Annotated in this window: 13 protein-coding genes; 4 read left to right on the top strand and 9 right to left on the bottom strand. The window is 44.5% G+C overall.

Features of this window, described 5'->3' with window-relative positions:
* Positions 1–469 (bottom strand): DNA gyrase subunit A (locus AAGC65_RS13460; RefSeq protein WP_343112977.1); only part of this gene is annotated, 469 nt, incomplete at its 3' end.
* A gap of 558 nt (positions 470–1,027) precedes the next feature.
* Here AAGC65_RS13460 and nagB point away from each other — a divergent pair.
* Together nagB and AAGC65_RS13450 are read left to right on the top strand one after the other, a co-directional pair.
* Positions 1,028–2,950 (top strand): glucosamine-6-phosphate deaminase, encoded by a 1,923-nt coding sequence (nagB, locus tag AAGC65_RS13455; RefSeq protein WP_343112976.1) that lies wholly within the window; start codon positions 1,028–1,030, stop codon positions 2,948–2,950.
* Between the two features lie 133 nt (positions 2,951–3,083).
* On the top strand, positions 3,084–3,860 hold the full coding sequence (locus AAGC65_RS13450; RefSeq protein WP_343112975.1) for a carbon-nitrogen hydrolase family protein: 777 nt from the start codon (positions 3,084–3,086) through the stop codon (positions 3,858–3,860).
* Between the two features lie 124 nt (positions 3,861–3,984).
* Here AAGC65_RS13450 and ftcD read toward each other — a convergent pair whose 3' ends face one another.
* The 5 genes from ftcD to AAGC65_RS13425 form a co-directional block, all read right to left on the bottom strand.
* The gene (gene ftcD, locus AAGC65_RS13445) at positions 3,985–5,643 is read right to left on the bottom strand and encodes a glutamate formimidoyltransferase (protein WP_343112974.1); all 1,659 of its coding nucleotides are present in this window, start codon (positions 5,641–5,643) and stop codon (positions 3,985–3,987) included.
* Positions 5,644–5,852: 209 nt separating this feature from the next.
* Positions 5,853–7,073, bottom strand: coding sequence for an imidazolonepropionase (gene hutI / locus AAGC65_RS13440; RefSeq protein WP_343112973.1), 1,221 nt, complete (start codon positions 7,071–7,073; stop codon positions 5,853–5,855).
* 359 nt (positions 7,074–7,432) lie between these two features.
* The gene (gene hutU, locus AAGC65_RS13435; protein WP_343112972.1) at positions 7,433–9,103 is read right to left on the bottom strand and encodes a urocanate hydratase; all 1,671 of its coding nucleotides are present in this window, start codon (positions 9,101–9,103) and stop codon (positions 7,433–7,435) included.
* Positions 9,081–10,640: a histidine ammonia-lyase gene (gene hutH / locus AAGC65_RS13430; protein WP_343112971.1), complete on the bottom strand. Its 1,560-nt coding sequence runs from the start codon at positions 10,638–10,640 to the stop codon at positions 9,081–9,083. Before hutH ends, hutU begins: the two co-directional genes overlap by 23 nt.
* A complete protein-coding gene (locus tag AAGC65_RS13425; protein ID WP_343112970.1) occupies positions 10,633–11,142 on the bottom strand; it encodes a MarR family transcriptional regulator in 510 nt (169 codons plus the stop codon). Before AAGC65_RS13425 ends, hutH begins: the two co-directional genes overlap by 8 nt.
* A 95-nt stretch (positions 11,143–11,237) precedes the next feature.
* Here AAGC65_RS13425 and AAGC65_RS13420 point away from each other — a divergent pair, with 95 nt between their 5' ends.
* On the top strand, positions 11,238–11,636 hold the full coding sequence (locus tag AAGC65_RS13420; RefSeq protein WP_343112969.1) for a DUF2251 domain-containing protein: 399 nt from the start codon (positions 11,238–11,240) through the stop codon (positions 11,634–11,636).
* Between the two features lie 27 nt (positions 11,637–11,663).
* On the opposite strand, the gene AAGC65_RS13415 is transcribed toward AAGC65_RS13420, so the two are convergent.
* A complete protein-coding gene (locus AAGC65_RS13415; protein WP_343112968.1) occupies positions 11,664–12,179 on the bottom strand; it encodes a YdeI/OmpD-associated family protein in 516 nt (171 codons plus the stop codon).
* 172 nt (positions 12,180–12,351) lie between these two features.
* Between AAGC65_RS13415 and AAGC65_RS13410 the strand changes: the two genes are divergently transcribed.
* Positions 12,352–12,780 (top strand): nuclear transport factor 2 family protein, encoded by a 429-nt coding sequence (locus AAGC65_RS13410; protein WP_343112967.1) that lies wholly within the window; start codon positions 12,352–12,354, stop codon positions 12,778–12,780.
* A gap of 113 nt (positions 12,781–12,893) precedes the next feature.
* Here AAGC65_RS13410 and AAGC65_RS13405 read toward each other — a convergent pair whose 3' ends face one another.
* Together AAGC65_RS13405 and AAGC65_RS13400 are read right to left on the bottom strand one after the other, a co-directional pair.
* Entirely contained in the window at positions 12,894–13,553 is a 660-nt protein-coding gene (locus tag AAGC65_RS13405) for a GDSL-type esterase/lipase family protein (RefSeq protein ID WP_343112966.1), read from the bottom strand.
* A 3-nt stretch (positions 13,554–13,556) separates the two neighbouring features.
* Complete coding sequence (locus AAGC65_RS13400; RefSeq protein ID WP_343112965.1) at positions 13,557–14,045, bottom strand: cytidine deaminase; 489 nt, start codon at positions 14,043–14,045, stop codon at positions 13,557–13,559.
* Positions 14,046–14,549: the final 504 nt, after the last annotated feature.

Below are 14,549 nucleotides of genomic sequence, written 5' to 3'. Positions count from 1 at the left end.
TGTTACGGCCATCATAACTGGCCTGCCAAACGGTAGTATCGGGATTAAAAACAACATCGAGCGCGAATTTTGATAACCGCGCCTCAATATAACGGGGCGCCGCCGCCGAATCGCCGGTTACCGGGTCGCCCCAGTTACCCTGACAATCTATCAGCAGGTTCTTTTGCCCTATTTGTACCATCGCATCACCAATAGAAGCATCACCGTGCGGGTGATATTTCATGGTATTACCAATTACGTTGGCCGCTTTATTAAAACGCCCGTCGTCCATTTCCTTTAACGAATGCAGGATACGGCGCTGTACGGGTTTTAAGCCATCGTTGATATGCGGAACGGCACGGTCAAGAATTACGTAAGAGGCATAATCCAAAAACCAGTTTTCGTATAACCCGTCAAGAGAGGTAACATTATGATTTAATTTTTCGTCATTATTGGCGGGTATATCGTTTTGATTCAGATCTTCACTCATTATATGCTAAAAAATTTTTGGATTGGTAAAGATAAAAAATTATGCGCGGATGTACCGGGAGGGCCTGTTTGATTTAATTAATTATTTATTTCTACTAAATACATAGATTTTATAGATTATTATTATATTTGCTGCAGATGGTGGTAAATTGGTGGTTCATTTATCAACCTTGAGCAGGTGCTGAATGGCAGCAAAAGGATGGGTTCAACTCCCTCCCCTGCAGCTCTCTCCGCTCATATTTATGTTTTACAATTGACTAAAAAGAGTTCCTGCCCATCAGGAACTCTCTTAGTTTTCATTTAACCAACATTTAATAATGGAATCACATCTTTTACTTATTAAAAAAATTTAAAAAGTACTTTAAATTAAAATTTAGTTTTCTTAGGTTTGTAACACAATGTATAGCATTTTACATAACGAAAATTATTTTAGCCTTATGTCGGTAAGGCTTAAACAGTTTTGTTAATTGGTTTGATAAATCCTCGTTTCGGCGGGGGTTTTTTGTATAGCTACTTTTTTTATTCAACATATAACTAAAACACAGGTTCTTAGAAAATTATGGCCCGATTAAATTTATTGGAAGAGACCCGGTACGAGAAGCTGCCGGTAAGCGTATATGGCAACCAGCAGGAAGCCTCGGTGGCGGTAGCTCAAAGGATAGCGGCACTGATCCGCGGTAAGCAAAGCAAGGGCGAAAAAGCCGTGCTTGGGCTGGCCACCGGTGTAACCCCTATCGGGGTATATGCCGAGCTGGTGCGTTTGCACCGCGAGGAAGGACTGTCGTTCAGCAACGTGATCACCTTTAACCTGGATGAGTACTACCCCATGAAGCCCGACGCGGCCCAAAGCTACGTAACGTTCATGTACGAGAACCTCTTCAGCCATGTAGATATTGACAGGGCCAATGTTCATATACCCAATGGTACCCTGGAGCAGGATGCCGTGGTACCCTTCTGCCTGAACTATGAGCACCAGATCGAAGAACTGGGCGGACTGGACCTGCAGATCCTGGGTATCGGCCGTACGGGCCACATCGGTTTTAACGAGCCGGGCTCGGCCCCCAACTCGGGAACCAGGTTGGTGACTTTGGATGACCTGACCCGTAATGATGCCTCGCGTGATTTTGGCGGCAAGGCCAATGTGCCTACCAAAGCCATCACGATGGGTATCGGTACCATCTTCAAGGCCCGGGAGATCATCCTGATGGCTTGGAGCAAAAAGAAGGCCCCGATCATCAAGAAAGCGGTGGAAGGCGAAATGTCGGGCGAGGTACCAGCCACTTACCTGCAATTGTCAGACAACGTGGAGTTTGTACTGGACGAAGCAGCAGCTTCTGAGCTGACCCGCTTTGACACCCCATGGTTAGTCAAAGACTGTTCATGGGATGATAAGGTATTGCGCAAGAAAGCGGTGATCTGGCTGGCCGATACCATCGGTAAACCGGTACTGAAACTGACCGAGGAAGATTACAACAACCACGGTATGGCACAACTGGCCGTTGAGCAGGGCCCGGTATACAACATCAATATTGATATTTTTAACCAGATACAGCATACCATCACCGGCTGGCCGGGAGGTAAACCCGATGCCGATGATTCACAAAGACCGGAAAGGGCATTGCCGGCTAAAAAACGTTCCATCATCTTTTCACCACACCCGGATGATGATGTGATCTCGATGGGTGGTACATTCATCCGCCTGGTCGACCAGGGACATGATGTGCATGTGGCCTACCAAACCTCGGGCAATACCGCCGTTTGGGATGATGATGTGCTGCGCTATATGGAATTTGCTATTGACTTTACCAACAGCATCGGCGAAGACAGTAATCACCTGCAAAACCTGTACGAGGAGATGCGTGCCTTTTTCCCGCAGAAACAACCCAACCAGATCGATACCCAGGAGATCCGTAACGTGAAAGGCTTCATCAGAAAGACGGAAGCTATCTCGGGTGCACGCTATGCCGGTTTACCGGACGACCATATCCACTTTATGGCCCTGCCTTTTTACGAAACGGGTAAAACCAAAAAGAACACGGCAGGCGAAGCGGATATACAGCTGACCATTGATTTATTACAAAAAGTAAAACCGCAGCAGATCTTCGCAGCCGGTGACTTTGCTGACCCGAACGGAACGCACCTGGTATGTTTCAACATTATCCTGGCGGCACTGAAACGTTTGAAAGGCACAGAGGCCTGGGTAGATGACTGCTGGCTGTGGATGTACCGCGGGGCGTGGCAGGAGTTTGAGCCGTTCGAGATCGAGATGGCCGTACCGCTGTCGCCACAGGAGGTGATCCGCAAACGGAACGCGATCTTCAAGCACCAATCGCAAAAGGACCGTCCGGTGTTCCCGGGTGATGATGCCCGTGAGTTCTGGGTACGTGCCGAAGACCGCACCCGCGACACCGCCCAGCGTTATGATCGCCTTGGCCTGGCCGAATACGAAGCTATGGAGGCGTTCGTGAGATACCGCTTTTAAGTGAGTTATACGTTTGACGTGGTACGTTATACGTTTTGAATATAAGAGCGATGAGTTTGCACTCATCGCTCTTTTGGGTTTTAAGCTATTTCACAAATCATTTATCTTCGTTCATCTTTTAAAATCTCTTCCCATGAAAATTACCATTTGCCAGCTGAGCGACAACGAAATTGAATTTGCAGAGGATTGGGAGTTGCTAAAAACTCATATTAGCCAAAACAATAGTGATCTGTTATTATTGCCCGAAATGCCATTTTGCAAATGGGTGGCATCAACAAAAAATGTCAACGAAGCAGCCAAATTAGATAGCGTTCAAAAACATGAACAGTGGATAAGTGCAGTGGAAGAACTGGGTGTTCAATATGTTGTTTATTCCAGACCGGTTATGGAGAGTGATCACTATTTTAATACCGCCTTTGTTTATGTGAAAGGCATCGGTCACCAAAAAATACATACCAAGGCATTTTTCCCCGAAGAGCCTCATTTTTGGGAAGAAAGCTGGTATAGCCGCGAAACAAATCCTTCCTTTGAAATTGTAGATCTGGGTAATCTCAAAATCGGCGTGTTACTTTGCACCGAAATGTGGTTTACCGAATATGCCCGCAAATACGGCAAACAAGGCATCGACCTTTTGTTATGCCCAAGAGCTACGGAAGAAAGTTCCATCAATCAATGGATACGCTGCGGGCAAACACTTGCGGTAATCTCCGGTGCTTACTGTCTAAGCTCAAACAAAGCAGGCATAGGCGATAATCATTTTGCCTGGGGCGGTACCAGCTTTATAGCCGGCCCCATGACCGGCGACCTTTTGGGCACTACTACCGACGATGAAAAATTTGTTACCCGCGAAATAGATCTGAGCAAAAGTCGGGAAGCAAAGACTGATTATCCTTTGTATGTGAAAGAGTAATTTTTATCCGGTATTACCTTTTCATTGCTGTTAAACACTTACGAAGTTTTAAAAACTTCGTAAGTGTGCCCGGTAACTTTTTAAGCAAGCTATCGCTCAGAATGAAAAAATATTTTAACTGTTTTTACAACCCTATTTTATCATTTACCAATTCAATAATTTCTGCTTCCAGGGCAATAGCCTGGCGTTCCATTTCATTGCCGCGGTAAATAATATCGATCACAAAATCTTTATCCTTATAGCTGGAGGCGTTGATCTTTACATTCATGAAAGCGCCCAGCACAGCGGTTCGGGCGCACAATGCAGCTACTCCGGCATCGGTTACAGAATTGGGGTTACCAGTAAGCACCATAGCTTTAATTACCTCCATACTGTTTAGCGCGGCCTCCATTACCTTAAATGGAATTTCAATAGCCTGTTTGGTAGCAGTCTGAATAGCTTCACTACGCACAGCCTTTTCCTCATCAGTTGCTTTGGGTAAGGCGAATGCTTGCATAATACTGTTAAATGCGAAGGTATCCTTATCAACCAGGCTGATCAGTTCATCTTTATACAACTGCGCTTTTTCTGCCCAGTTACTGAACTCTTCCCAGCGACTGTCCCAGCCTTTTTTGTGCGAACTTAGATTAGCCACCATGCCCGCTAACGATGCGCCCAATGCACCCACATAAGCCGATATAGAACCACCTCCCGGAGCCGGACTTTCGCTGGCTGTTTCATCAGCAAAATCAGCAAGATTCATGCTTATCAGTTTACTACTGGCCTTATCCTTTAACAAATATTCAATAATGCGCTCCTCCGGGATAAAAGGACCAAGTTCATCCAAACCCATTGATTTGATGGCTATTTTGATCAGTTCTTTTTCGCTTACCCCTACCGAGCGCTGTTGTTTACGCAGAAAATATTTACCGGCATCCAGCATAGCCTTCAAGGGGATCAATCCAACCAACTCGCTGCCTGTTACACGTATACCACGATCATTTGCTTTGGTGCAAACCTCGTCAAAAGCTTTATGTACCGGGGTCACCTCTATATTGGTGAGGTTCATGGAGATCTGCGCCACGCCATATTCCTCAATATACCAACCAATGGCCTTTACCGCTTTTAACGAGCCTGGGATATGTTGAGGCTTTCCGCTTTCGTCAGTTATCTTTCGCCCTGCTTCGCGTACATCAAAAGCAATAGCGCTTGCCCTGCGGGTTGATGTAGTATTTAAATTTACGTTATAAGCTACCAGGAAATCGCGCGCGCCGATTACGGTTGCACCCCGTTTTACATCATTCTCGGTCGGGCCAAAATCGGGTGCCCATCCGGGTTGTTTGATCTTCTTGAAAAAACCTTCGTATTCGCCCGCTCTGATCACCGATAGGTTACTGCGGCTTTTATTGGGTTGAGCCTGCTCATACAAATAAACCGGGATCTGCAATTCTTCGCCCACACGTTTAGCCAATTGTTGCGCATAAGCGGCGGTTTCTTCCATGCTGATATTGCTTATAGGTATCAGCGGACAAACATCGGTTGCGCCCATTCTTGGATGCTCACCTTTTTGTTTACTCATATCTATCAACTCACCTGCTTTTTTTATAGCCAAAAAAGCGGCTTCAATTACCCGTTCAGGCTCACCCACAAAAGTGACCACGGTACGGTTGGTAGCCTTGCCGGGATCAACATTCAACAGCCGCACCCCTTCTACAGATTCTACCTGGTTAGTGATCTGTTTGATGATATCAAGGCTTACACCCTCGCTAAAATTGGGCACACATTCTATTAGTTTCTGGCTCATTGGTTTAGTAGTTTATCGTTCAGTAGTTCACTGGTTCATTTGTTCATTAGTTTTAGCGACTTTAAAACTAAATCAGCAAAATCAATTTAATCATCGTAAGTCATTAATTAGTTTTACCAACTTTAAATCAAATGAACGAAATCATCGTAATCATTATAAATCGTTCTTTAGTTTTACCAACTTCAAAATCAACGAAATCATCGTAATCATTATAAATCAGCGGTCCACACGTTATCCGGTTTCAATTTTCCCTGCTGATAAAGTATCTCCCGGTAATCAGCACAGGGATAAGCCTGCATATCGGCCAGTCTTCCTTTAGCTAAAATACCGCGGTCATTTAGTTTTAGTGCCGATGCCGCCCGGAAAGTAATACCTGCGAATACTTCAGCAGCACCTAATTTTTCAGCAGCACCCATTACGGCTGCCTGCATTAACAGATCGCCCATCGGGGCAGATCCTGGGTTCCAGTCGCTGGCTATGGCTACACAAGCACCGGCATCCAACAGTTTACGGGCAGGAGCATAACGCATCCCCAAACCCAACGATGCGCCCGGTAAAGTTACAGCAACCGTGTCAGATTTGGCAAGCATGCTGATCTCATAATCGGTACTCGCCTCCAGGTGATCGGCAGAAGCAGCTCTTGCTTTAATAGCCACATCGCTGCCGCCAGTAGTAAACTGATCGGCATGTACCGTTACTTCAAAGCCTGCCTGCTTAGCCCGACTCAGATAATAAAGCGCGTCGCTGGTATTAAAAGCGCTTTCCTCAATAAATATATCAACCCGCCTGGCCAGCTGCTGTTGCTTAATTGTGGGCAACAGGTTATATAAAATATGTTTTAAATATTCATGATGGCTCCCGTCAAAATCACGGGGTAATATGTGCGCGGCCAGGCAAGTGGCTATCAGGCTGGCCCTGGTTTTATCAGCGGCAGCTTTAATAGCTTTTAATTGCTTTAATTCGCCATCGATACTTAAACCGTAGCCACTTTTAATTTCAATAGTAGTGACACCTTCAGATAAATGGCGTTGTACACGATTTAATAACAGATTGCTCAATGTTGCTTCATCAGCGGCACGGGTCTGGTTAACCGAATCCCAGATACCGCCACCCGCTTTGGCAATTTCAAGATAGGTTTTGCCTGCCGTACGTAAGGCGTAATCATTGGCCCGGCTCCCCGCGAAACAAATGTGCGTATGGCAGTCAACAAAGCCTGGCAGTAATACTTTACTACCCGTAATTTCTTCTATTTGAATAGATGGGTTTGCCGATCTCAATTTTTCAAAATCATCAACTGCCGCGATCAGCCCATCCTCAACCAACACCCCTCCCTGCGGGATGATCTGCAATTGCTCATCTTTCAAGGCGCCCTTTAACGGCAGCCCTGTAAGCGGTAATATTTGAGCGAATGGACCTATTAGTTTTTTCATATTGAAGCCCCCTCTAAATCTCTCCCTAAAGGGTGAGACTTTCAAAAACTTTGTTTAGTTAACAATTTTATTTTAAGCCCTCTCTAAATCCATGAAACACCCATTTCATCAAATCGGGCCGTTTATCGACTCACCCCGACATCGCTACGCTTGTCGACCCTCTCTTCAGCTTCGCTGGAAAGAGGGTAAAAGAATTTTTCTTTTATCTTTTATCCTTTCCTTCGCCCTCTTTTCGCCACAGGCGAAGAGAGGGTGGTCCAGCGAAGCGTAGACCGGGTGAGTAACTTTATAGCCATACCATACCAATGATTATGACTTTTGAAGGGTCATTACTCTCCCAAGGGAGGGTTGAGTGGGGCTTACACCTTCAACCCAAACCTGTCTGCCCATTCCTGTGCTTTATCATAACCGGCATCGGCATGGCGGAATATACCCATTGCAGGATCATTGTGCAGCACCCGTTTCAGGCATGTTTCGGCACGTTCGGTACCATCGGCCAGCACTACCATACCAGCATGCTGCGAATAGCCCATGCCCACACCGCCGCCATGATGGAAAGAGATCCAAGTGGCACCACCCGCTGCATTAGCCATCAGGTTGAGCAGCGGCCAGTCAGATACAGCATCTGAACCATCCTTCATCGCTTCTGTTTCACGATTTGGCGATGCTACCGAGCCGCAATCCAAATGATCGCGACCGATCACTATTGGCCCTTTTACCTTGCCGGTTTTTACCAGCTCGTTAAATAACAACCCGGCCTTTTCCCTATCGCCCATACCCAGCCAGCAAATTCGCGCAGGCAATCCCTGAAAGGCTATCTTTTCCTGCGCGTTTTTAAGCCATTTGATCAGAGGTTTATCTTCGGGGAATAGTTCCATCAAAGCCATGTCTGTAGTATAAATATCTTCCGGATCGCCGGATAAAGCTACCCAGCGGAAAGGTCCTTTACCCTCACAAAATAAAGGGCGAATATAGGCAGGTGTAAATCCCGGGAAGTTAAAAGCATCAGGTTCGCCGCCCTGCCAGGCAAACTCGCGCAGGTTATTGCCGTAATCAAATGTGATAGCGCCTTTCTGCTGCAGTTGCAGCATCAAACCTACATGCCGGGCCATGCTTTTAAGAGAGCGTCTTTTATATTCCTCAGCGTTACTTTTGCGTAATTCATCAGCTTCAATTAATGATAGATCGTTGGGTACATATCCATTTAGCGGATCATGTGCTGATGTTTGATCAGTTAAAATATCAGGAATTATATTATCATTCAGCAATTTTTGCAGCATATCACCGGCATCACTTACCAGCCCAACCGATAGGGTTTCTTTTTTAGCGATGGCTTCTTTTATCCAAATGATGGCTTCATCGTACGAATCTGTCATCCGGTCGATATATTGGGTATCCACCCGTTTTTGTATGCGCGACTCATCCACATCAGCACCCAAAAAAACACCGCCAGCCATAGTAGCGGCCAAAGGCTGAGCGCCACCCATGCCTCCTAAACCTGCGCTCACGATCAATTTACCCGACAGATGGCCACCGAAATGCTGATTGCCGCATTCCACAAAAGTTTCATAAGTGCCTTGCAAAATACCTTGCGAGCCTATGTATATCCAGCTGCCCGCAGTCATTTGGCCATACATCATTAAACCCTTGGCACGCAGCTCATTAAAATGCTCCCAATTAGCCCAGGCCGGTACCAGATTGCTGTTGGCTATCAATACCCTTGGTGCCTCGGGATGGCTGCGGATAATACCCACCGGCTTACCCGATTGGATCAGCAGCGAATGATGCTCATCCAACTCCAGTAGTAACTCAATAATTTTACGCAGCGCTTCCGGGTTGCGGGCTGCCTGGCCTATGCCGCCGTATACCACCAGTTCATCAGGATTTTCGGCTACCTGCCCATCCAGATTATTGAGCAGCATGCGTAAGGGCGCTTCTGTTTGCCAGCTTTTAGCATGCAGCTGCATACCACGTGGTGCCTTGTACACCGGGTGGCTGGCATAGGTTTTAATAAATTCCGAACTCGTCATGGCTGAGGTTTATATGGTGTTGAAAGGCTGTTTCGTTGGCAGTTGCCAGCAAAGAGCCATCGGTAATTATTTGATGTAAACTGTTGATATCATCGGCAAAAACACGATCGTCCTGTATGTGCGGCACGTGCTCTCTCACTTTACTGTGTATCGCCTCAATAACTGGGGTTGACTTTAACGGCCTCCTGAAATCAACAGCCTGCGTGGCATATAACAATTCAATAGCCTGTATATACTCCAGATTATCAATTACCTGGTGCAGCTTTCGTCCACTGATAGAACCCATAGAAACATGATCTTCCTGCCCCAGCGAAGTTGGCACGCTATCGGCACTGGCCGGGAAACAAAGGGTCTTATTTTCGGTGACCAGAGCTGCCGTAGTATACTGGGGTATCATTAAGCCAGAATTGAGCCCGGCATTATTGGTGAGCAGCTTGGGCAAACCATAACGACCTTCGCTCATGAGGTAACAGCGCCTGTCGGCTATATTGCCCAATTCAGATGCGGCGACGGTAGCATAGTCAAGCGGTAAGGCCAGCGGTTGGCCATGAAAATTGCCACCGCTGATGGTATCATCGGCATTAAAAATTACCGGATTATCAGTTACTGAATTCAGTTCTATCTCAGTTAATTCTTTGAGATGCAACCAGGCATTGCGCGATGCGCCGTGTACCTGAGGCATACACCTTAAGGAATAAGGATCCTGCACCCTGTCGCAATTAATGTGCGATGAATTGATCTCGGAACCGGTTAACAGGGTAAATAATCTGTCGGCTACCATTTTAGTTCCCTTAAACGGACGAATGGCATGAAGGCGAGCATCAAACGGTCTTGCCGAACCCATTAGCCCTTCTAAAGATAATGCGCCAATCAGATCGGCACGGTTCAGGGCATCGTTTAGCCTTTGTACCGCTTTCACTGCAAATGCCAGGATAAACTGTGTGCCATTAATAAGCGCAAGCCCTTCTTTAGGGCCCAATACCAATGGTTGCAGGTTATGTTTTTTTAGTAGTTCACCGGCAGGTATCAGTTCATTGTTTTCATAAACTTTACCTAAGCCTATCAGGGGTAAAAACAAATGCGATAGCGGCGCCAGATCACCGGAGGCCCCTACCGAACCTTTTTCCGGAACTACCGGGATAATATCGTTGTCGATATGCCAGATGATGCGTTTCAATGTTTCGGGAGCAACGCCTGAATACCCCTGCGCCAGGGCATGAACCTTGGTGATGAGCATAAGTTTGGCAATTTCCTGCGGAATGGGTGCACCTACACCCACACTATGACTTTTGAGGATATTGCTTTGCAGCAGGCTGGTATCTTCCTCGGATATACGGGTATCGCAAAGCGGCCCAAAGCCAGTATTAATTCCGTAAACCGGATGATGGGCGTGTACAATTTTTTCTACCTCTCGCCATGATGTAAGGATAACCTCTTCAGCAGTGGCATTAATAATACCTTTTGTTTTGCCTGCTGCTATATCCAGGCAAATACCTATGGTTAAATGGTCTGTACCGTAATTAAATATACTATTCATGGCGTGCAGGTTTTAGGTTGTTAGCTAAGTTTTGGCTGATTGCATCGGCCAGGTTAGCCTGCCGAAAAGCACTTTCCAAAGCGGTGATGGCGGGTAATAACTGCTGCGCAGTATCGTCGCTTTCCACAAGTGTGGTCATGGCCGCACTGATGGCATCCCATACGGGTAAAATTTGAGTGAGTAACTTTTTGCCACTATCAGTCAGGGTTACCAATTGTCTGCGGCCATCATCATTACAAGTAGCGCTGGTAACCAGTTCACGCTTTTTTAAATTGGTAATCAACTGGCTTGCAGCCGGGTGCGAAACCTCTATTTGCTCGCTTAACTCTTTGATAGATAAGGCCTCATTTTTTGACAGTAAATAAAATACCGGGAACCAGCTGGCATCAAAATCAATACCTTCTTTTTGATATACACGGTTAATTTCGGCCAAAAAAGCTTCACTCAGGCGGCGCAGCCTGCTGCCTAAAACCAAATACCCGAGACTTTGATATAAATTCATGATGCAATTTATATAAGTACTTATATAAATGCAAATAATTGAGCAAGTATTTCAGATGAATAACAATCTTGAATTATTTTTTTATACTTTCACCTATGACCTTATCAGTAGATGAAACCTTTATAGTTGGAGAAGACACTTATTATAGCAGTAATTCTTACGGATTTAAACATGGTGTAATCTTTGAAGACGATCTTAATACAGGGTACTTTTATGCAGTCGAAACTCAACCTCAAGTAAAAATTTTAGATGCAGTACATATTTATAATGTTGGTGACGTAGTTGATAAAGTAAAACCTTGTAACATTAAAATTGTCTGGACGGAAGATGAGCAATTTGCTTCTTTGCTCATCAACAATTATTGCCATGCCATATTTGATTTTAAAAACAAAGCAGGCTATTGCAGAACAGCTTTCCCCGAAAGCAATGGAAAATGGGATAGAAAAGAACTAACTGACGATTTAATAATCGAGCTATTAACCGAAAAGGCCTAAAAGATAAAAAACAAAGGATTTGCAAAATTATTCCCTTGCTTTTTTCTGCTCCCTTAGCATTTGCCCATAGTCCATTCTGCGTACCATAGCGTTAATGGTGCTGGCTATGCGGTTGGCCCGGGTAACTTCAGTTTTGGCGCTGTCTATCCATTTGATAAAGTAGCCGCGATGACTCTCGGCAAGGCTGCTGAAAAACTCCCAGGCTTCGGGTTGTTCAAACTCAAAGCATTCCTGTAGGTCGGCCGGTATTACGTATTTGAAATCATCGTCAGGCTCAATACGTACCCGCAACATGGCGCCACGATGTTTGTGGAGGCCTTTACATATTTCGCGTTTTAAGGCCAGTATAAAATTACCCTCGCCCATAGGCATGAGGGCCATACCAGCTATTGGCAATTCATCCAGCTTACCTTTTACCCTGAACGATTTCCGGTTACCGGGTTTCATTTGCTGTGCCAGATCGGCCGGGATTTCAATATAGGTCCACCCGGTTTTCTCGCCCTGTTCGCCGAATTGCAAAATAATGGTAGTAAAATCAACCATGAGGATAGCTTACTATATTTTTTATTGCCAAGTATTTAAAATAACAGGCAATATGTTAAATGATTGTTAAATCGTGAATATTTATAGTGTTATCTGTAACGTAGGGTATACTTCTGTTGTCTTAACAGTATAAAATTAATTAATAATCATCATCAACTTAAATAACCATACAATGAAAACCTTAAAATCAATAGTACTCGGCTTAGCTTTACTTGTAGTATGCAGTGTTGCAAAAGCAAATACATATACCGATGGCGATAACCTAACCAAAAACTACGCCATCAATACTTATATAGATGCCATGACACATGGCAAAGTAAAAGGCCTGAAAGATGTATTAGATCAGGACGTAAAATTCACGATGATGCGCGGCAAGCAGGTATTGAATTTTTCAAAAGACGAAATGCTTGAATCATTAAACGACGTAAAAAATACAGAACAGGATTGCACTACCACTACTTCTGTTGTTGAAAGCAATGAAGCTATGGCAGTTGTAAAAGTTGACATGCAGTTTGAAGGTTTTTTACGCACCAATATGGTAACCGTTACCAACACCGGTAAAGGCTGGAAAATAACCAACGTTTACAGCGTTTTTAAATAAGTTTAGTTTTAGTTTAGTGTTAATATGTATGTAAGTAGAAGGCCCCGTGGTGCGGGGCCTTTTTTTTGTGCCTCACCTAAATCCTCTCCAAAGGAGAAGACTTAATTATGTTGTTAATTTACCAGTGGCTGTAATACAGTCTGCCATTTATCATACCCTTTAGGGTTAAGGTGCAGGTAATCGCCTTTGAACAAGCTGGAGTCGGGGCTTGTTGTGCCGGGCTTGTAAATAGCCGGAACCAGGTTTACAAAATGGCTGTGTGGCTTATTTTTCAAATAGCTTTCTATCATATCATTTGCTTTGGCAACCTCGGCATAGTATTTCGCACGTACCGGGCTCGGTTTTATCGACATATAGTAGATCTCCGTTTTAGGGAGTTTCTGATGTATCATATCCCAGAGTTTGGTAAATTCTTCCGAAACAAAAACAGCTGATTTACCGGCAGCAATATCATTTTCGCCGGCGTAAATAAATATTTTATGTGGCTTATACGGGAACAATATGTAGGGTGTATAATAGTCAAGCAATTGTTCAATGGTTGAGCCGCCAACCCCGCGTTTGATAATTGGTTTACCGGCAAAACGTTGTTCCAGATCGGCCCAAAGACGTATGGATGAGCTGCCGATAAATAATATGCCATTAGGCTTGGGTGCACTTATGCTATCCTGGTGCTTAAATGCCCTGATCTCGTTATCAAACGGAAAGCCTTGCTGAGCATACACGCCTGATGAAAAAAGGCAAGCCAGGAAAAATAATAACAGTTTTGATTTCATTGGTTAAGTAGTTAGTCGTTCTTCAAAAAATAAAAATGGCAGTTGATTTTCTATTCCTTTTATTACCCATATAGGTCCTTCTTCAACATATAAGATAACCTTGATAGGTTTGTTCTGCTTTTTTTCAACTTCGGCCAGTACCTGCAGGCATGAGCCGCATGATGTTACCGGTTTGGAGAGCAAAAACTCATCTGTTTGCGCTGTAACAGCCATAGCCTCAACCGGATCATCAGGGTGATTGGCGCCCCAGTAAAACAGTGCCACACGCTCGGCACAAAGGCCTGACGGGTAGGCTACATTTTCCTGGTTACTGCCGTAAACTATCTTTCCGCTCTGCAAGCGCAAGGCCGCCCCTACCCGGAACTTTGAATATGGTGAATGCGAATTTTTTAATGCATTGGCCGCCTCCTGGCACAAATCATAATCGGCGGGTTCCAGTTCTTTTAGCGAATCATATTCGTCAAAAGCAATCTTTATCTCGTGGTTTATCATAAAATCTCCCCCTTAAAAAAACCGGGGGAAACAAGATAAGGATTATTTTATAAGCTCAAAGCAATATTCAAATTTGGTGTATTTTTTTAACCGTAAGTTTTATCTCACTAAAGTTTTACAAACCTGCAATCCCGCATACTTTTAAAAATCGTTTTTTAACACTTTTTGCTCGCATTTTTGATCAAAAAATGGTCGAAAACCTCTATTTTTTATTCAAAAACAGCCCTTTTAACACTTTTTGATGCGGTTTTAGCACGTTTCAAAAGCTTTAAAAAGTTTTAATTAACTGGCAATCAATTTAATGAAAAAATTTCCGGTTATTTTTTTGCTTTGTCCCCTTTAAGCAAACAGCCCGGTTTTCTACTATTTCAGAAAACCGGGCTGTTATTGTAAATATACGAAATATTATCGACCCATCCGTCTATAAATCTCGTTAATGAAAGAGTCGATATAATCTAACCGCAAATTCAGCGTTAGGTAACCATACAGACACCTTTATGATTT

The organism is Mucilaginibacter sp., assembly GCF_039207105.1.
In the GTDB taxonomy this organism is placed as follows: domain Bacteria; phylum Bacteroidota; class Bacteroidia; order Sphingobacteriales; family Sphingobacteriaceae; genus Mucilaginibacter.
This window is presented reverse-complemented; position numbering and strand designations above follow the sequence as displayed.

What these genes read in the sequence shown, in the direction of transcription:
- hutH (WP_343112971.1), bottom strand. Translation starts at nt 10,640, where the DNA reads ATGAATAGTATATTTAATTACGGTACAGACCATTTAACCATAGGTATT.
- AAGC65_RS13405 (WP_343112966.1), bottom strand. Translation starts at nt 13,553, where the DNA reads ATGAAATCAAAACTGTTATTATTTTTCCTGGCTTGCCTTTTTTCATCA.
- nagB (WP_343112976.1), top strand. Translation starts at nt 1,028, where the DNA reads ATGGCCCGATTAAATTTATTGGAAGAGACCCGGTACGAGAAGCTGCCG.
- AAGC65_RS13420 (WP_343112969.1), top strand. Translation starts at nt 11,238, where the DNA reads ATGACCTTATCAGTAGATGAAACCTTTATAGTTGGAGAAGACACTTAT.
- hutI (WP_343112973.1), bottom strand. Translation starts at nt 7,073, where the DNA reads ATGAAAAAACTAATAGGTCCATTCGCTCAAATATTACCGCTTACAGGG.
- AAGC65_RS13410 (WP_343112967.1), top strand. Translation starts at nt 12,352, where the DNA reads ATGAAAACCTTAAAATCAATAGTACTCGGCTTAGCTTTACTTGTAGTA.
- ftcD (WP_343112974.1), bottom strand. Translation starts at nt 5,643, where the DNA reads ATGAGCCAGAAACTAATAGAATGTGTGCCCAATTTTAGCGAGGGTGTA.
- AAGC65_RS13415 (WP_343112968.1), bottom strand. Translation starts at nt 12,179, where the DNA reads ATGGTTGATTTTACTACCATTATTTTGCAATTCGGCGAACAGGGCGAG.
- AAGC65_RS13400 (WP_343112965.1), bottom strand. Translation starts at nt 14,045, where the DNA reads ATGATAAACCACGAGATAAAGATTGCTTTTGACGAATATGATTCGCTA.
- AAGC65_RS13450 (WP_343112975.1), top strand. Translation starts at nt 3,084, where the DNA reads ATGAAAATTACCATTTGCCAGCTGAGCGACAACGAAATTGAATTTGCA.
- hutU (WP_343112972.1), bottom strand. Translation starts at nt 9,103, where the DNA reads ATGACGAGTTCGGAATTTATTAAAACCTATGCCAGCCACCCGGTGTAC.
- AAGC65_RS13425 (WP_343112970.1), bottom strand. Translation starts at nt 11,142, where the DNA reads ATGAATTTATATCAAAGTCTCGGGTATTTGGTTTTAGGCAGCAGGCTG.